This window comes from Agrobacterium sp. El2ro-1b, assembly GCF_048298475.1.
GTDB lineage: Bacteria > Pseudomonadota > Alphaproteobacteria > Rhizobiales > Rhizobiaceae > Agrobacterium > Agrobacterium fabrum.
On record NZ_CP103459.1, the window covers coordinates 318,403 to 336,248 of the forward strand.

The 17,846-nt window shown below is 59.1% G+C and carries 18 protein-coding genes; 8 read left to right on the forward strand and 10 right to left on the reverse strand.

The window, feature by feature from the left end; translation table 11 throughout:
* Positions 1 to 9: 9 nt before the first annotated feature.
* The 4 genes from NYR50_RS15745 to NYR50_RS15760 all read left to right on the forward strand — a co-directional run bounded on the left by NYR50_RS15745 (position 10) and on the right by NYR50_RS15760 (position 2,356).
* Entirely contained in the window at positions 10 to 579 is a 570-nt protein-coding gene (locus tag NYR50_RS15745) for a TetR/AcrR family transcriptional regulator (protein ID WP_418137540.1), read from the forward strand.
* 162 nt (positions 580 to 741) lie between these two features.
* The gene (locus NYR50_RS15750; protein WP_418137541.1) at positions 742 to 1,341 is read left to right on the forward strand and encodes a superoxide dismutase; all 600 of its coding nucleotides are present in this window, start codon (positions 742 to 744) and stop codon (positions 1,339 to 1,341) included.
* 104 nt (positions 1,342 to 1,445) lie between these two features.
* The gene (gene fdxA, locus NYR50_RS15755) at positions 1,446 to 1,781 is read left to right on the forward strand and encodes a ferredoxin FdxA (RefSeq protein WP_121651838.1); all 336 of its coding nucleotides are present in this window, start codon (positions 1,446 to 1,448) and stop codon (positions 1,779 to 1,781) included.
* Positions 1,782 to 1,792: 11 nt separating this feature from the next.
* Positions 1,793 to 2,356, forward strand: coding sequence for a flavin reductase family protein (locus NYR50_RS15760; RefSeq protein WP_418137542.1), 564 nt, complete (start codon positions 1,793 to 1,795; stop codon positions 2,354 to 2,356).
* Between the two features lie 188 nt (positions 2,357 to 2,544).
* Here the strand turns inward: NYR50_RS15760 and NYR50_RS15765 are convergent, their stop codons facing one another.
* From NYR50_RS15765 to NYR50_RS15780, 4 genes are all read right to left on the reverse strand, one after another.
* The gene (locus tag NYR50_RS15765) at positions 2,545 to 3,501 is read right to left on the reverse strand and encodes a hypothetical protein (protein ID WP_418137543.1); all 957 of its coding nucleotides are present in this window, start codon (positions 3,499 to 3,501) and stop codon (positions 2,545 to 2,547) included.
* 81 nt (positions 3,502 to 3,582) lie between these two features.
* Positions 3,583 to 5,268 (reverse strand): ABC transporter permease, encoded by a 1,686-nt coding sequence (locus tag NYR50_RS15770; protein WP_418137544.1) that lies wholly within the window; start codon positions 5,266 to 5,268, stop codon positions 3,583 to 3,585.
* Complete coding sequence (locus tag NYR50_RS15775; protein ID WP_418137545.1) at positions 5,265 to 6,350, reverse strand: ABC transporter ATP-binding protein; 1,086 nt, start codon at positions 6,348 to 6,350, stop codon at positions 5,265 to 5,267. Before NYR50_RS15775 ends, NYR50_RS15770 begins: the two co-directional genes overlap by 4 nt.
* A 113-nt stretch (positions 6,351 to 6,463) precedes the next feature.
* Complete coding sequence (locus tag NYR50_RS15780) at positions 6,464 to 7,456, reverse strand: ABC transporter substrate-binding protein (protein ID WP_418137546.1); 993 nt, start codon at positions 7,454 to 7,456, stop codon at positions 6,464 to 6,466.
* Between the two features lie 283 nt (positions 7,457 to 7,739).
* Between NYR50_RS15780 and NYR50_RS15785 the strand changes: the two genes are divergently transcribed.
* A complete protein-coding gene (locus NYR50_RS15785) occupies positions 7,740 to 8,873 on the forward strand; it encodes an ROK family transcriptional regulator (RefSeq protein WP_092733229.1) in 1,134 nt (377 codons plus the stop codon).
* Between the two features lie 94 nt (positions 8,874 to 8,967).
* Here the strand turns inward: NYR50_RS15785 and NYR50_RS15790 are convergent, their stop codons facing one another.
* From NYR50_RS15790 to NYR50_RS15815, 6 genes are all read right to left on the reverse strand, one after another.
* On the reverse strand, positions 8,968 to 9,759 hold the full coding sequence (locus NYR50_RS15790) for an inositol monophosphatase family protein (RefSeq protein ID WP_418137547.1): 792 nt from the start codon (positions 9,757 to 9,759) through the stop codon (positions 8,968 to 8,970).
* Entirely contained in the window at positions 9,747 to 10,643 is an 897-nt protein-coding gene (locus NYR50_RS15795; protein ID WP_418137548.1) for a glycerophosphodiester phosphodiesterase family protein, read from the reverse strand. The genes NYR50_RS15790 and NYR50_RS15795 overlap by 13 nt, the downstream gene beginning before the upstream one ends.
* A gap of 46 nt (positions 10,644 to 10,689) precedes the next feature.
* Positions 10,690 to 11,556, reverse strand: a complete 867-nt coding sequence (locus tag NYR50_RS15800) for an ABC transporter permease (protein ID WP_418137549.1) — start codon at positions 11,554 to 11,556, stop codon at positions 10,690 to 10,692.
* The gene (locus NYR50_RS15805) at positions 11,553 to 12,407 is read right to left on the reverse strand and encodes an ABC transporter permease (protein ID WP_121651836.1); all 855 of its coding nucleotides are present in this window, start codon (positions 12,405 to 12,407) and stop codon (positions 11,553 to 11,555) included. Before NYR50_RS15805 ends, NYR50_RS15800 begins: the two co-directional genes overlap by 4 nt.
* Entirely contained in the window at positions 12,407 to 13,447 is a 1,041-nt protein-coding gene (locus NYR50_RS15810) for an ABC transporter ATP-binding protein (RefSeq protein ID WP_418137550.1), read from the reverse strand. Before NYR50_RS15810 ends, NYR50_RS15805 begins: the two co-directional genes overlap by 1 nt.
* An 84-nt stretch (positions 13,448 to 13,531) precedes the next feature.
* A complete protein-coding gene (locus NYR50_RS15815; protein WP_418137551.1) occupies positions 13,532 to 14,761 on the reverse strand; it encodes an extracellular solute-binding protein in 1,230 nt (409 codons plus the stop codon).
* A 145-nt stretch (positions 14,762 to 14,906) separates the two neighbouring features.
* On the opposite strand from NYR50_RS15815, the gene NYR50_RS15820 reads away from it, so the two are divergent.
* From NYR50_RS15820 to NYR50_RS15830, 3 genes are all read left to right on the forward strand, one after another.
* Positions 14,907 to 16,055 carry an ROK family protein gene (locus NYR50_RS15820; protein ID WP_418137552.1) on the forward strand — a complete coding sequence of 383 codons (1,149 nt, stop codon included), beginning with the start codon at positions 14,907 to 14,909 and terminating at the stop codon, positions 16,053 to 16,055.
* 197 nt (positions 16,056 to 16,252) lie between these two features.
* Positions 16,253 to 16,759, forward strand: coding sequence for an RNA polymerase sigma factor (locus tag NYR50_RS15825; RefSeq protein WP_418137553.1), 507 nt, complete (start codon positions 16,253 to 16,255; stop codon positions 16,757 to 16,759).
* Positions 16,760 to 16,842: 83 nt separating this feature from the next.
* Positions 16,843 to 17,811 (forward strand): FecR family protein, encoded by a 969-nt coding sequence (locus NYR50_RS15830; protein ID WP_418137554.1) that lies wholly within the window; start codon positions 16,843 to 16,845, stop codon positions 17,809 to 17,811.
* The last annotated feature ends 35 nt before the right edge of the window (positions 17,812 to 17,846 follow it).

The window sequence follows — 17,846 nt, forward strand, 5'->3', positions numbered from 1 at the left end:
ATATGAGCCATGCCAAGACACAAGTCGATTTCAGATGATCAGGTGCTGGATGCCCTGCTGCCGCTCATGTTGCAGACAGGCCCCGAAGGGCTGACTTTTGCCGCAGCAGCAAAGGCCTGCGGCTTATCGGCGGCAACCCTGGTGCAGCGTTACGGCAAGCGCGAAGACCTTGTCGAAACCGTGCTTCTGCGCGCCTGGGACAGGCTGCAGGCGGAAACGGAAACGGCCGATGAGGAGGAGCCATTGACGCCGCAGGGCGCCATATCCCTCCTCATGCGCCTCATGCCGCCTCAATCCGCAGAGCAGAACGCCAGTGACGGGCTGCTGCTGCTTAGGGAAGACATTCTCAATCCCAAGCTGCGCGCGAGAGGAGCCATCTGGGGACAAACACTCGCCGAGGCGCTTGGCCGCCGCCTTACCCACGACAAGGCTAGCGACGAGCGGCTCGGCTGGCAGATGGCCGCCGTGTGGCAAGGCGCACATACGTGGTGGGCATTCGTCCGCGGGGAAGATGCGGGCTCGGCAATCCGTAGGGCACTCGAAGAATGGGTCGCCGCGGTCAACGTCGACGAGCGGTGAACTGCGCCATTGGGCGGATGTTTTATAAGCCCGCCAGCTCGTGGATTTACCCCGAAAAAACCGCTTGACCTCAACCGTGATTGAGGTCCTAGAAGTACTGTCACCTTGTTTTCGCAAGGCTCTTTCCATGCTCTTGAGCAAACAGTGACAAAGGAATACCCCATGGCTTTCCAGCTTCCCGACCTCCCCTATGCCCATGATGCGCTCGCCTCTTCGGGCATGTCCGAGGAGACGCTGAAGTTCCATCACGATCTCCACCACAAGGCCTATGTCGATAATCTCAACAAGGCGATATCAGGTACGCAATGGGAAAAAAGCAGCCTCGAGGACATCGTCCGCGGCACCTATGAGAAGGGCGCTGTGGCGCAGTCCGGCATCTTCAACAATGCCTCCCAGCACTGGAACCACAATCTCTTCTGGGAGATCATGGGGCCACAAAACCACGCTATCCCTAGCCCGCTGGAAGATGCGTTGACGCAGTCTTTCGGCTCGGTTGCGTTGTTCAAGCAGAATTTTGCGCTTGCCGGCGCCTCACAGTTCGGCTCGGGCTGGGCGTGGCTGGTGGTGGATACCGATGGGACGCTGAAGATCACCCGCACGGAAAACGGCGTCAACCCGCTGTGTTTCGGACAGAAGGCGCTTCTCGGCTGCGATGTGTGGGAACACAGCTATTACATCGATTTCCGCAACAAGCGTCCGGCCTATGTTGAGAACTTCCTCGACAATCTGGTGAACTGGCAGGCAGTGGCCGCCCGCCTCTGATTTGAGCCCTACCGACCCGGCTGGTCCCGCTGCCCTTGGCCGTCGGCCGGGTCGGGCGCAGCCGGACAGCCGCTGTCCGGCTGCCACTCCATTCGAGCAACGCCATGCCCTATGTCGTCACCGAAAACTGCATCGCCTGCAAATACATGGACTGCGTGGAAGTCTGCCCGGTCGAGTGTTTTTATGAAGGCGAGAACATGCTCGTCATTCATCCTGATCAATGCATCGACTGCGGCATCTGCGAGCGCGAATGTCCGGCCGCGGCGATCAGGCCGGATACCGAAGCTGGGCTGCATGTCTGGCTCGACCTCAACCGCCACTATTCAGGCATCTGGCCGCGCGTGCACCAGAAAAGAACGCCGCCTGACAATGCCGATACCATGAACGGTGCTGCGGCCAAGTTTTCCATTTTTTCGAAGAACCCGGGAGCGGGCGGTTAGCCCGGCACTGCATGTCTCATAATCTCAGGCTGATCGATGGCGGTGTGGTCAATCACGCGCATATTCCGCTGAAAACCTCCACCTCTCCGACGATCTCGCCGCGTGAATTCAAAGACGCCATGGCGGGCCTCGCCTTCACGGTGGCCGTGGCAACGGCCTCTCATGCCGGAGAACGCATCGGACGCACGATCACATCCTTCATGCCGCTCAGCGCCGAGCCGCCGCTTCTGATGATCTCCATCGATGCCAGCAGCCGCATGGTCGATCTCATCGCCGCAAGCCGGCGATTTTCCGTCGCGGCGCTTTCCAGAGGGCAGGAGGAGATCGCTGACGTGTTTGCCGGGAAAGGAAACCTGCCGGACCGGTTTGCCGTTGGCCGCTGGGATGTCTGGCCCTCGGGAAGCCCAAGGCTTGCCGCGGCACTGCTCTCCATGGATTGCGAACTCGTCGGCTCCATCGATGCCGCCGACCACATCCTCTTCGTCGGCGCCATCATCGAAGCGACGTCCGATCCGTTGCGCGAAGTCCTGCTCTGGAGTGAACGCAACTATAAAGGCGCAGAGGCAAGTCGTTAGCTCAACTAGAGATTTTCTCTCCGACGATCTCAGATCCGCAGCGTCTTTTTTCGCGTTCAAAGTCGGGGCCGGACATTTCGAATAGCGGCAATAACTGACTACCCGCACTGGCAGTCAGCTAAGATATTTTAGCGACAGTCGCTTCGGAAGACCAGCAGCGCTAAATACCAGTCTGCACGGATATCTCTTCACCGCGCCTTCATGCACACCACGGTCCTGTCATCGCTGAATTCGCTCGATGTTGACCCCTTTACCGATGGATAGTCATTGAGCTTGTGAAAATCCACCCCTTCAACGCGGGCGAATTCGGCTTCCCAGTCAACGACGTCGATCCCGGTGGGCAGTGAGAGATAGCCGTCAGTGAAGATTTCCAGGCTGTTGACCGTGTCCTTGGCGAGCGACAGGTCAACCGTCCCCTCCTCCATCACCATCCCGCCATTGATCGAGGCGTAGCCCAATACATGGCCTTGTCTGTTTGCATAGTGTGGCTGAACGCGAATACCGCCCATCAGAAACTCTTCGACGGCTTCGATCTCGTTTTGAAGGCCACTTGCGGCAGCAGCTGTCATGACCACTTTTTCCGCGTCCGCCCCACTCATGATCCCGGCTTTGACCGCGGCTCGAAGGCCGGAAAATATTGTGGCGCGGGTTTTCGCCTCCGCTGCATCACCGTCTCCAAGTGACGCGAAAAGCTGTTTAAAGACGTGGATGCGCGCCGAGGTGCTGACCCGGTCGATGAGCTTGGAATGTTGCAGGAGCCTGTCTCCATTGATCCGAATACCTGAATCGCCAGCCAGAAGCAGCCGCAAGCTCTCACCCATATCGGCAACGATGGCGAGCGTGGTCGATGGTGGATGGCTGGCATTGATGCGCTCAGCTTCCTTTTTCAGGATATCGCTGATGGTCTGGAACAGCGTGGTTGCCTCGCAATTTTGCAAAATACCTTTGATGCTCATCTCCGCCACTGCATTTGCGGCAGCAAGGGCTGCGATCCGGCCGGAACTAAGCCCGCCGTAGTTTGCCCCGGTCGGGTCGGTCGCACCGTCGAAAACGGCGAGAACCTGTCCCGGAAGAAGAATTGCCACATCGTCCCCCGGCGTTGCGGCATTCTTGTATTTCGATTGCGAAAAACTCGCGATATTCATCGTATTGTTTCCTTGCAGAGGGGAGCATGCGGCGACACGCCGGTCGCCGCTGCTTTAGTCTTTCACGAGGGTTTCAAGTGGTCAGACGAACGAGGCTTCCTTATCTTCCGAAAGGCGGAAGACCACGAAGACGCAGACCCCGGTACTGACCAGAAGCAGGGTGGACAGCGCCGCCGCCGTGCCGAATTCCCCATCGATCACCTGGATATAAATCAGGACCGGCATGGTGATCGTGCGGGCGGTGTAGAGGATCAGCGTCGAGGATAGTTCGTTGATGGCAGTGATGAAGCTCATCAGCGAACCGATGATGAGGCCGGGCAGCATCAGCGGCACAGTTATCGACACGAAGGTCTTTGCCGGCGAAGCACCGAGATTGACCGCGGCCTCCTCAATGGACGGCTTGATCTGCCTGAGGATCGATGTCGTCGAGCGGACCCCATAGGGCAGCCGGCGAATAAACACCAGAAGGATGATGACGAGCGCCGTGCCGGTGATATCAAAGGGCGGATAACGGAACGTCGTGACATAACCGATCGCCATGACGACACCGGGAATGAGATAGGGCACCATCAATAGCAGATCCAGCGAACCGGAGACCGCATTGTCGCGTCGAACGACGATGAAGGACAGCAGGCCGGAGACGATGGCAATAAGCACGACGGCGGCAAGCGCAAACATGAAACTGTTGGCAATCGCTTGCGGTGAATCCCGAAGGATGCGGGCATAACTGTCCAACCCGAAGCCCCCGGTGAAAACCGGGCCACTGGTCGCAAGAAACGAGGTGTAGATCACCGTGAGCGACGGCAGCATGGCGATGAACACCACCAGATAGCAGAACCCGTGGACGATGAACGATTTCAGCGGGCGCATGGACTGCTTGACCGGCCGGTTGGTCAGCGAACTCGCGTAACGGCGCTTGGCAAGAATGTGCCGCTGCAACAGAAGTGCCGCCATGGAGATCGCGATCATCACCATCGAAATCGTCACGGCCATGGTCGGCGTACCGGCCATTTCGGAGGTGTATTGCGCATAGGCGATGGTCGAAAGCGTTCGGATGCCCTTGCCGAGGATCGCCGGCGTTCCGAAGTCGGCGATGGAAAGCACGAAGCAGATGATCGCGCCGGTACTGACGGCCGGAAAGACCAGCGGCAGGGTGATCTTGCGGAAACGCTGGAACGCTGTGCAGCCGAGATTTTCCGCCGCATCCTCATAGGACTTGTTGATAGTGTTCAGCGCATTTTCCGTCATCAGATAAATGTAGGGGAAGAACTTCAGGCTGAAGACCATCACGATGCCAGGGATCCCGTAGATCGTCGGCAGGGAAATGCCGGCGAAGGACAGGAGATTGGTGACAGCACCATTGGCACCGAACAGCATGATCCAGGCATAGGCACCGATGAACGGCGGTGCGCACAGAACCAGCACCGCAAATGTGGCAATGAAAGTACGCCCCTTGATGCGATAGCGGGATGTACAAAAGGCAAGCGGAATGCCGAGAAGGCAGGCGCCCAGCATGCCCAGCACACCGATGACAAGCGTATTCCAGAGTGCGACCGTATAAAACCGCCGTGTGAACACTTCCGCATAGTTGCTGAAACCGAATGCACCGGTTTTGGCGTCGAAGAAACTGATAAAGAACACGCTGAAAATCGGCAGGATCAGAAAGATCGCCAGCAGGATGACGGCGAACACCGTCACGCTCGTCCAGAAACCCGGCAGTCGCAGGCGGAAACCGCTCGTCGTTGCAGTCGCAGCCATATCCGTCATGACAGGCGCTCCCCGGTTACACCGTCACCGAACAATTGGGTATCGCCCGCAAACCAGGAGAACGTCGTTTTCTGGTTTGGCTGAAGCGCGATGATCTCCGGCGATGGCTTGGTGATCGCCTCGATTTCCTCACCCGACGAGAGCACGGCGGCGACGTTCATCTCACGACCAGTGAAGCTGACCTGCCGTATGGTCACGGGCAGTTCGATGCGCTCATCACAATTGCCTATGGAAGGACCAACAGAAATCGCCTCCGGGCGGATCGCAGCGACGATCTTCCGGTCCTTGGAAATCGCATCCGCCTGCGGCAGCGTCACCTTGAGGCTGGATATGGATGTTTGCCCACCCGTGCGGTCGAGCGTCAGGAAATTGTTGGCTCCCACGAAGGACGCAACAAAGCGGTTGGCGGGATTGTTATAGACTTCCCATGGCGGGGCAGCCTGCTGAATGACGCCGCCATACATGACGCAAACCAGATCGGACATGGCAAGCGCCTCCTCCTGGTCATGCGTCACATAAACGGTGGTGATGTTCATCGCCTGCTGGATTTCCCGCAGTTCCCGCCGCAGATCGACACGCAGCTTGGCGTCGAGGTTGGACAGAGGCTCGTCCATCAACAGCACTTTCGGGTTGATGACGAGGGCGCGTGCGAGACCCACACGCTGCTGCTGGCCGCCGGAGAGTTCGTGCGGCATGCGCTTGGCATAGGGAGCGAGCTGCACGACATCAAGAATCTTGCCGACTCGTTCTCGGATCTCGGCTGAAGATGCCTTGCGCTGTTTCAGACCGAAGGCAATGTTGTCGAATACGGAAATATGCGGAAAGACTGCATAATCTTGAAACACCATGCCGACATCGCGCTTGTGGGCAGGCACATGCTCGATTGCCTGTCTTTCGATGCTGATACTGCCGCTGTCCTGCTGGTGAAAACCGGCAATCGTGCGCAGAAGCGTGGTCTTGCCGCAGCCGCTCGGTCCAAGAAGCGTGAAAAACGATCCTGATGGAATGGAGATATTGATGTCGGAGAGAGCAACGACATCCCGGTAACTTTTCTTGATGCTGGTAATTTCTACGGCGGCCATGTGCTGCTCCATGACATATCCTGCGCGGCACGCGACCACGGTGGACGAGACAAAAATGCGATTATGAATGCGGTACCGTGGGGACGGCGGCCTTCGCCGCCGCCCTCAACGTCTTATTGGACGTCGAGCAGGATCTCGTTCCACTTTTCCATCAGGCGGGAGCGGTTGTCCGCAGCCCACTTGAAGTCATATTTCGCATCCGGAACATCGGACAGCGGCACGAGGGCCTCATTGGCCGGAACGTCGGTTCTGACGGAACGACGACCGGCTTTCACGACGACTTCCTGCGCTTCCTTGGAGACGATGAAATCGATGAAGGCCTTGCCGTTTTCAGAATTGGGCCCGCCCTTGACGAGCGCCATGCCGTCAGGCGCGATTGCCGTACCTTCTTTCGGATAAACGATCTCTACCGGGGCGCTGCCCAGCTTGTAGCGCAGCGCCGCGTCTTCGAGCGTAATGCCGACCGCCTGCTCGCCATCATTGACGAAACGTGGAACCGCGCCTGACGACGTGGACAGAACGGAGTTGCCGAGAATGCCGGTATAGACCTCCCAGCCCTTCTCCTCACTGTCGAAATCCTGCAAAACCGTCGCCATCTGGATATAGGCGGAACCGGACTGATCGGCACGGGCCGAGGAAATCAGGCCCTTATATTCAGGCTTGGCAAGATCGGCCCAGGATGTCGGAACCGGCGCGCCCTTCAGTGCTTCCTTGTTGACGATGAAGGCCGTAACAACTGCGGTAAAGGGAACCCAGTTGGTGCTCGGCGAAAAGGCAGGGTTGATCGATGCTGCCTCGACAGGCTTGTAAGGTTCGAAGAGGTCGGCGGAAAAGTCGATGACGGTACCATCAACGCTCCAGATCACGTCGCCCGCCGCTTTGCCGGTTTCCGCCTTGATGCGGTTCATCAGCTCGCCGGACCCGGCTTTGACAAGCTCGACCTTGGTGCCGGTTTTCTTTTCAAACAGCGGCAACAATTCATCCATGAGCTGCTGCGGCGCGGCCGAATAGACCACGACGGTGCCTTCCGCGTGGGCGAAAGCCGCACTGGCAAGGAAGGTTGCGCCGGCAACAAGGCGCGCGAAAATAGTGCATGATTGACGCATAAAGGGTGCTCCGTTTTTTTGTTCCCTGACACACGATGTCCCGCGACTTAATTTTTCGCTGTTTTTTGTCGTCACAGCCCGTTGTCTGCTATTTATTTTCTTTACGTAAATTAATAAGTCAAGCGCGAATTCGTTACAAAAATTAAAATGAACTATTGCCCTGATAAACAAAGGTATTTTGATAAATTTACAGCATCGCCCCTCACCCCAGGCCGGGAAATTTGCTGTACAATTGTGTCGTTTTCGTTATTCAATCCAACGTAACGTCTCGCGGGAGAATGGCTTGATCGACCTCGGCTACAATGAACGGCGTCTGCTCGAGATTTTGCGCGGCAAGGGTGGCATGTCCCGTATCGAGCTGGCGCGCGAGATGGACGTGTCGGCACCGACGCTCACGCGTCTGACATCCAGCCTTCTTGAATCCGGCCTCATCGTCGAAGCTGAGGAAGCACGCAACGACGGCAAGCGCGGTAAACCGTCTACCGCCATCGAGATCAATCCGAACGGCCTTTTCACACTCGGGGTCTACTTCAATCCAGATGACCTGCGGGTCTGCATCGCAGATCTCAATGGCACGATACGGCACGAAGTCAGATCTGACCTGGAAGACTACAGCTTCGAGCACATCATGGAGACGGCGAAGGCCGCCGCACGCCAGGTGCTTGAAAAAGCAAAGGTCAAAAAAAAGGATGTGCTTGGCTGCGGCATCAGCTTTCCGGGCCACTTCAAACGAGACCGTGGCCATGTCTTCCGCATCAGGCAATTCGAGAGCTGGCATGACATCGATGTCGACAAGGACTTCCAGCCCTATTTCGACTTTCCAGTCTTTCACGAAAACGACGGCAATACCGTTATTCTCTCGGAGCTGTATTACGGCGCAGGCCGAAGCATCCGCAATTTTGCGATGATCTGGCTGACTTACGGCATAGGCGGTGCGGTGGTGGTGCAGCGCCATCTCTATCGCGGGACGAACGGCAATGCGGGTGAGTTTGGCGGTCTGTTTCCAAAATCCCATCCGCGTCCTTCGGGACAGGACCTTTGCGACACGCTGGCCGTTCACGGCATGGATATCAGGCGTTTGAAGGATATCGATGAAAGCTATTCGGATCATCCGGCCGTGGTTGCCTGGCTTGAAAGGGCAACGGATCAGCTTCGCTTGCTCGCACTGACCGTTGCCCGAACGATCGACCCCGGTGCTATCATTTTTGGCGGATCGCTACCCGACTGGATTCTTGAACATATCGTGCAGCGCATCGGTTCGCTGGAAATGCTGGGCGAGGATTTTTTCGTCGAGCCCCCGGAAATACGCAAATCGATGATGAGCGACCTACCCCATCTCGGCGCCGCCAGCATACCGATCTACCGCGCCACAACACCGAGCTATTATTCCGGCCGGGCGCTGAAGGGATGGGCTTAGCCATTATACGTCCGGAGCGTTTTCGTCCGATAATCGGTCGACATTGCCGGACGTCCATATGTTGTCTTGCCCGGCAATGGCTTTATCTCGAATTTCACGCAGGTTCCGCCGGCACCTTTTCAACGACTTCCGGCCAGAGCCCTTCCGTCACCGCCATCAGCGCCGACGTTCCCGCAGCAACCCAGGGAATGCCGCTACCGGAGCGGGTTCCGATGCGGACATCAAGACCCGCTTCCCTTGCCAGAACGACGCCACCGGCGATGTCCCACATGGTCGTCAACTTCTGCAGATGGCCGTCAAAAATGCCGCGCGCGGCAAAGGCAAGGCCGATCGATGTCGAGCGGATGGATTCCACCACCCAGCCGGCGTGTCTGAGCCCGACGCCGAGAGCAGCGACTTCCTCCGCATCGGCGGCGGCGCTGTCGCCCAGCGACATGACCTGCACATCCTCGAAGGGTACGCGGGCAAGCGGTTTGCCGTTTAGTGTCAGCCCGGTTCCGTCTGCCGCCGCGTAGATATCCTTAAAGACCGGCATGGCGACGACGCCGAGTTCCGGCCGGCCATTGCGCACGAAGCCGAGCGAGATGCCCCAGAGCGGCGAACCGCGCAGAAAATTGGCGGTGCCGTCGATGGGATCGATGATCCAGTAGGCGTCATCGGCCACACCGCCCATTTCTTCACCCAGCACGGTTTCGCCGGGAAACGTCGCCGCCAGCCGGTCGCGGACCAGCTTTTCGACTGTGGTATCGGCTTCCGAAACGAAATCCTGAAAACCCTTCGTCCGGGTGGCAATGGCGTCGCGCGCCTCGAAGAAACGAAGGGCAAGGCCCATCGCTTCTTCGATGATGGCGACAGCGCGTTCGAGACGCTCGCTCATCGTGTCCATGCTTTGCCCGTCTCGCCGGCGCCCGTCTTCAGCCAACCGGTGAAGGCTTCGACTTCATCCGTCTGGATGGCACCAACGCCAGCCTCAGCAAGAGCGCCCCAGACGGCTTCGGGGTTTGAAAGTGCGCGCGTATCGTTGAAATCGAGGCAGTGGGAGACATCAAGCGAGTTGATCCAGAGGCGGATATTCTGGCGCTCCATCTCGGCCCGGCCTTCGGCCAGATCAGCGATATCTGTGAATTTCACCTCGATCATCGGCGCCTTCAACGCCTCAATGCAGCGCAGATCCTCGGCGAACTTGCCCTTTCTGACCGGGAACATCGGCATATGCGGGATCTTGCCGAACCAGTCGGTATCCAGCACCGCAAAACGGGCAGCTTCAGGATCGATGTCGGTTTTCACCAGCACCTGATCCTCGACGCCGAGCCGCAGCACGGTCTCCATGACCTGCGGCAGATCGCGGGTGAATTTGGTGTCGATATTGACCGTGATCCTGTCACGCGCCTCTTCCAGCAATTCCTCCAGCGTCGGCACGCATTCATCGGTCACGTCAGCACCGTCACCACCCGCACCTGCCTTCAGCTTCGCTGCGCGAACCACCTCGAAGGGCAGCGCGCTCACGGTTCCCTTGCCCGTCGTGGTTCGGTCCAGCGTTTCGTCGTGAATGACGACCAGTCGGCCATCGGCCGTCGCCTGCGTATCGATCTCAATCATCTCGACACCGGCCGCGACCGCGGCGCGGACGGAGGCGAGCGAGTTTTCGGCGGTGGCCGTCCAGAAACCGCGATGGGCGATGGTCAGGATGGCCGGATTGTCGCGCGTGCAGAGCGCGAGAACATTGCAGGCATTGGAGGTCTTTCGGGAGGTAGCAAGTGTCTGGTGCATGGTTTTCACTTTCGGACGTTGCAATTACCGGGTTTGGCTGCCCGGATCAGATTTTCCCCATACCCGCCGCCATCAGATCGTCGCGCAGAATGCGGCCAGCAATGATGAAAACGATGAGTGCGGGAAGAAGCAGGATGAAGGAGACGATCGAGGCGAGCGGCAGCTGCATCGAATAGGGGTCGAGATACATGTAGAGCTTGATCGGCAGCGTCTCCACGACAGGCGCACCGACGATGAAGGACTTGTCGAATTCCTCGAAGCTGCCGATGAAGGACATCAGCCCGCCGGCGAGAAGACCGGGCACCGCCAGCGGCAATATGATGTGGAGGACGATGCCGACAGTTCCGGCTCCCAGCGAACGCGCGGCATGGATGAGATCGTCGGGAATGGTTTCCAGCGCCGCCGTCATCAGCCGGATCATCAGCGGCAGGGTGCCGACGATCTGCACGAGAATGACCCCCGTCACCGAATAGGCAAGGCCGAAAAGCAGAAACACCTGCCCGATGCCGACGGCAACAACCAGCCCCGGAATGATGATCGGCGCCAGAATGAAAATCTCCACCAGCCGTTTCAGCCGGAAGGGAAACCGCGCCATCGCCCAGGCGGTGGGTAACGCGATGGCGGCCGTCAGGAGGGTGACGACGATGGCGATGACAATGCTGTTGATGGCGGCGCGGATGAGGCTAGCATCGCCCAAAATGCCCGCCCAGCGCGCCGTGGTATAATCCTTCGGCACGACGAGCGGCGGCGACCAGCCATCGGCAATGCTCCAGAGAAACATCAACGCCAGCGGCAGAGCAATGGCAAGCGTCAGCGCGCCATAGAGACCGATCGAAACGAAAATCCGGTCCTCCGGCGTGAAGGCGCGGCGGCGGGGAGTGATGGCAGGTTCAATGGTGATAACACTCATCATGCGTCTCCTCGGTTTTGGCCGGGGCCGATGCGGGATGTCAGGGAATAATAAAGAATAAGCACGGTGACGGCGAAGAGGCTCAAAATCATGCCCATGGCATAGACCTGATTAAAACGCCCCTGATTGAACTCCTGGATCATCAGCACCGAAAGCGGCCGGGCAGTCGGCGGGCCGACGATGTCAGGAATGGCGTAAGAACCCATGGAGCCGATGAAGGTGAGAAGAATGGCGGCGGTGATGCCGGGCATGGCGAGCGGCACCTCCACGAAAAAGAAGGTCTTCAGTCGCGAGGCACCAAGCGTGCGCGAAGCGTAACGGATATCCTCGGGTATAGCGGCAAAGGCGCTGGTGATGATCAGCGTCATGAAGGGTATCTGTTTCCAGACGCTGGCGAGAATGACGCCGATGCCCCAATCGTCCCGCACGAGCTTGGGCAGTTCCAGCCCGAGTGGCGCGACCAGCCGGTCGAGGAACCCGCCTCTTTCGAAGACGACGATCACCATCAGGCCGACGATGATGCCCGGCACGGCCATTGGCAGTTTGTAAAGGCCGCTGAACAGTTTTCGCCCGAGAAAGCTCCTGCGGATCAAAAGCGCCAGCGGCACCGAAGCCGCAAGCGAGACGATGACAGGCATGACGCCGTAATAGATGGAGGTTGTGAGACCCCGGATCATTGACGCGCGAGTGAAAATCCGCTGATAGAACATCAGCGTGAAGCTGCCATCTTCCTGCCTGAAGCTACCGATCAGCGCCGACAGCAGCGGCCCGCCGAAGAAGACTAGAAGATAGCCAACACCCGGCAAAAGCAGGAGGAGTAGCTGGGCGCGCCTGTCGCGGAGAAGCCCGGCCATCATGCCGCCTCCCCCGCCATCCTGTCATCAAGAAGATGGACTGAGCCGGGAAAATGCAGCGCGACCCTCTGTCCGGCATCGATCAGCGTTTCCGCGCCGGACTGGCTGACCCGGATCTGGCGGCCGCCGATCTCGACGGTGTAAAGCGCATTCGCACCCATGAAGGAAACGGCGGAAACCGTGCCGTCACCGCCCTGATCGGCGCAGATGTGGATGTTTTCCGGGCGAACGGAAATCTGGACATTGCCGGCAGCAGCCTGATCCAATGTCACGGACTGGCCCCACGACAATTGCGCCTGTGTCCCTTGGGCGGAGACGGGCAGAAGATTGGTCTGACCGAGAAAACCGGCGGTAAAGGCGTGTTTCGGCGCGCGGTAAAGCTCAAGCGGCGTGCCGATCTCGACCACCCGCCCGGCATTCATGACGACGATCCGGTCCGACATCGCCATGGCTTCAGCCTGATCATGCGTCACATAAAGGCTGGTCGCGCCGATGCGGCGGTGAAGCTCGGTCAGCTCATGGCGCAGTGTATCGCGGAGTTTGGCGTCGAGGTTGGAGAGCGGTTCGTCGAACAGCAGCAGGCTCGGCTGCATGACGATGGCGCGCGCCAGCGCCACGCGTTGCTGCTGGCCGCCGGATAATTGCCGCGGCATGCGATCCACCAGACCGGTGAGATTGCAAATTTCCAGCGCATGGGCGATGCGCCTCACCCGCTCGTCCTTCGCGACCTTCTTCATCTTCAGGCCGAAGCCGAGATTTTTGGCGACCGACATATGCGGGAAAAGCGCATAGGACTGGAACACCATCGCGATATCACGCGCTTCCGGCGGCGCCTGATCGATGCGCTTGCCGCCCAGCCGGATTTCGCCGCCCGATGGCTGGCTGATGCCGGTGAGAATGCGCAAAAGCGTCGACTTGCCGCAACCGGAGGGCCCAAGAATGGTGACGAATTCGCCCCGCTCCACGGTGATCGACACGGGATGAAGCGCCCGGCTGGCGCCATAATCCTTGCTGATATTGCTGATCTCGAGTTCACTCATGACGAGCCTCCCTCATATTTTTGACCAAGGCTATCCGGACCGTGCTGGCACTTGCGCCCGCACAGTCCGGTGATCCCGACGGCGTTACTGGTTGAGGACTTTTTCATCGAGCGCTTCGGCAAGCGCTGTCGACATGTCCCAGAAAGCCGGCAGCGACAGGCGCGGATAGACACTCTGCGGCAGGACATGCTCCTGCACGGCCTTCGGCATCAGATCATTGGTGACATCGGCGCGCGGAGAGCGGGAGGCCTTGTTTTCCAGCTTCCAGAGCTGGAACTCCTTGCTCATCGCCATATCGATCAGCAGCAGCGCGGAGGCGACGTTCTTGGCGTTAGCCGGCACGAACATGGCGTCGCCAGAGCCGACCTGGCCTTTTTCCAGAAGTGTAACGCGGAAGCTGTCGGGCAATTGCTTGGTGCCGAGGAAACTCATGACCTGATCTTCCCAGACGGTGCCCATGTGAAGCTGCTGGTTGTTGATGAGGTTGAGCGTATCGGCATTGCCATTGGTCAGTTCAGCCACGGCCAGAAGACGGCGATAATAATCCCAGACAAGCGTGAGGCACTCGGACTCCATAGCCCATTCTTCGGCCTGCTGCAGCGTCTGGTTATAGTCGGTGAGCTTTGCACGGCAGTCGCCGGTGAGGTAGTTGAGCGCGACCGAATAGATGAAGCCGCCGCCCGAGCCGCCCTTGGCCGGCAGGGTAACACCAAGCCGCTTGGGGTTCTTTTCCGCCCAGACGAGAAGATCCTCGAAGCTCTTCGGCACATCCTCGGCTTTCACGAAGGCGGAGTCATAACCGATAGCCGTCTGGTTGAGATGCACCAGCGGGAAGCTGCCGCCATGCGCCTTGCCGAAAACGGTCTCGGCCAGTTCCGGATTGTAATTGGCCATGTTCGGCAGGATCTTCGTCAGCGCAATGTTGCCGACAACACCCTTGGCAGAGAGAAGCGGATAGCTGCCGCCACCGGCGAAATAGGCATCGACGGGCGAATCCTGACCTGCCGCCTGTACAGCGATCAACTGCTGGTTCGCCTGATCGCCCTTCACGTCGCTATAGGCGACCTTGATGCCATATTTGGCTTCGAAGCGGCTGATCAGCTCCTTCCACGTATCGGCGAAGCTGCCCGCGAAATTATACATCGTCACCGTGCCTTCCGCTTTGGCGGCGGGAACGACGATGTCGTAGAAATTGTCGCGCGTGACCTTCGAGAGATCGAAGTCGAGGTTTTTCATATTGCTGTCCGCCGATAGGCACGGCGCTGCCGTCGTCGCCAGCGCAAGCGCGGCGATCGCAAAAAATTTCATGCGCATAGAATGGTTCCTCCTGGGGACCCGTTGTTGACCGGCCTCTTATTAATACACTTTAAGTGTAATATTTGTGCCAGTCCAGTGAAAAATGCTGTCGCAAACCGGTGGCCCGTGTTGCCGCCGCACCGCGCAGCCGTTATCCAAGACCATGAACACAGATCAGACGCCGCACCGGACCTTTGACCGCCAGCCGCTTGCCAGCGAAAACGAGCGTCTCATTCTGGATATCGTGCGCCGTCACGGCCCCATTGCCCGCGCCTCGATCACCGGCCACACCAACCTCACGCAGCAATCCGTGCACCGGCTGATCGAAGGCCTGCTGGAGCGCGGGCTTCTGCAGACCGGCGCGCCGCTCAAGGGCACGCGCGGCCAGCCTAGCCCCACCATCGAGCTGGTGCCGGAGGCAGCCTATTCGCTTGGCATTTCCATCAACACCGACTCCGTCGTCATCTGCATCGCCGATTTCCGCTGCGACGTGATTGTCGAGGAAAAACTTGACATGCTTCCGGAAAACCGGGAGGAGACGCTTGCGGCCTTGTCGCTGGCCCTCGAAAGGCTGCTCTCGCAACACGGCATCCCGCGCGAGCGCCTGCTTGGCCTCGGTTTTTCCATGTCCGGCTTCTTCGTGTCGGAAGACCGCGCCTTCAATGCGCCCGAGCCCCTGCGCGACTGGTCGCTAATGGACCTGAAGCCGATCCTTGAGGAACGGTTCCACCTGCCCGTCTGGCTGGAGAACAACGCCACCACGGGCGCAATTGGTGAAAGCCTTCGCGGTGTCGGCTCCTGGTGCCAGACCTTCGCCTATCTGTCCTTCAACTATGGTTTCGGCGGCGGGCTGATCCTTGGCGGCCAGCCGTTTCACGGCTTTCATGGCAATGCCGGCGAATTCAGCGGCATATACAGCCCGGATGAAGCCCCCAAACGGCCGGCCCTGCAATATCTGATCGCCACGCTGCAGAGAAACGGCGTCGACATCCATTCCATCGAACCGCTCTATCAGCAGTTCGACCCCGCATGGCCGGGCGTCGAGGAATGGCTGACCGAGACCATGCCGCAGGTGGACAGGCTGGTGGCAAGCCTGATCGCGGTGCTCGATCCACAGGCCATCGTCTTTGGCGGGCAATTGCCGCGCCCGCTTGGCCAGATGATGATCGAACGCGCGCACATGCCCTCAGAGCGCGAACATCGTTATGGTGTCGGGCCAAAGGAAGCGAAGCTGGTTCTCAGCGAGACGGTCGGCGATCCCTCCGCCATCGGTGCTGCGCTGCTGCCGCTCAGGGTGCGCTATTTCCTCTAGGTCAGCCCAAGCGGCCTGATGTAATCCCGCAACAATCATCACGGAAACGTGAGCCTGATTTCGCCCCCGGTTTTTTACTGGTTGGCAGCTTGCATCCGAAGGCGATAAATATGATTACAAATATCATGTTTATTCTGACATGAAGCGGTGCCTCCGCCCGCCTTATGCGCCAGACCAATACGCCACCGGGTCGATTGATGAGCAAAGCCCTGTTTGAGGTTCTTGACGCCAAGGAAGAAAACCGCCTGATGCGGTTTTTCCGCCGGCAGCTGCAGAACCGCGAAGACGCCGCCGACGCCATGCAGGAAACCCTGTTGCGGGCGCTGGAAGTCTCGCATGCGACGCTCATCGAAAATCCCCAGGCCTATCTCTTCCAGATCGCCCGGTCCGTCGCCCGCCTGACGGTCATCCGCCAGTCGCGCGAGCGGCCGTTATTCGCCCCTTACGAGGCGGGCTTTGCCGTCGCCTGCGAGGACCCCGGACAGGAACGGATCGTCGCCGGCCGACAGCACCTTATTTTAATGGCGCGGGCCATCGAGGCCCTGCCCAAACGTTGCCAGCAGGTCTTCGTACTCAGCCGTCTGCATGGCCATTCCAATGGCGAGATCGCCGTCCGGCTCGGCATTTCCCGCAACATGGTGGAAAAACACATCATCAAGGCGCTGCTGCACTGCCGTCAGGTCCGCGCGCAAATAAAAATGTAAACCGGCATCAGGTGTTCGCATCCTTTTTCACTCTATAAGGGAAAAGGAATCCACATCAGCACGCAACAACGGCAGATCAGGACATGAACAAGCGCCCGGACGGTCTGAAGGATAACGGTTTGACCGATGACGGTCTGGCCGAAGAGGCCGCGCTGTGGGTGGCGCGCATGCAATCGAGAGATGCGACGGAAGCGGAGCGCGAGGCGTTTCATGTCTGGCTGCGCGCCGATGCCGCCCATGCAAGCGCCTATGAGGACATGCGGAGCCTCTGGGGCGAGCTTGGCGATATCGAGCTTGCGCCAACCGAACAGCGAAAACGGCGCGGACCTCGCCGGGCAATGCTGGCGGGTGTTGCCGGTCTCTGCCTCATCGGGCTTGCGACGCTGTTTGCGGAGAAAAGCGGACTGAAGGACCGCTGGCAGGCAGATTATTACACCGAAATCGGCGAAACACGCATGCTTTCGCTGGAAGACGGCAGCCGCATCAGCCTGAACACCGACACGGCAATTGCGGTTCATTATTCGCAAAAGGAACGGCGCATCACCCTTCTTCGCGGCGAGGCCTATTTCGATGTCGCCAAAAACCCGGAGCGGCCCTTCATCGTCGAAGATGGAGCGCTGACGGCAAAGGCGCTCGGCACCCATTATTCGGTGCGCACCGGCAATGGCGCGCTGCCGCAGGAGGTGCAGGTGGAGGAAGGCCGCGTCGAGGTGACGACAGGCGCCGAGATCGCCGTGCTCACGCCCGGAGAGGCCGTGACCCTTGGCGGCGATGGCAGGCTGGTGCGCGCCCGCAAGGATGTCGCCAACAGCACGGCCTGGCGCGAAGGCAAGCTCGTCTTTTCCGGCCAGCCGCTGCGCGAGGTTCTCGATATTCTCTCGCAATATCGCGGGGGCCGCATCGTCATCCTTGATGAGGCGGCGGCAAGGCAGCACGTCTCCGGCATCTTCGACCTGAAGGACACGGATCAGGCGCTCACCATTCTCGAAGAAAGCCTTCCCGTTTCGGTATCACGGCTCTCCGGAATGCTGGTTTTCGTCCGCTCGCGATAAAATAGCTTTTTTTCGCGAATCCGACGTCAGGAGTC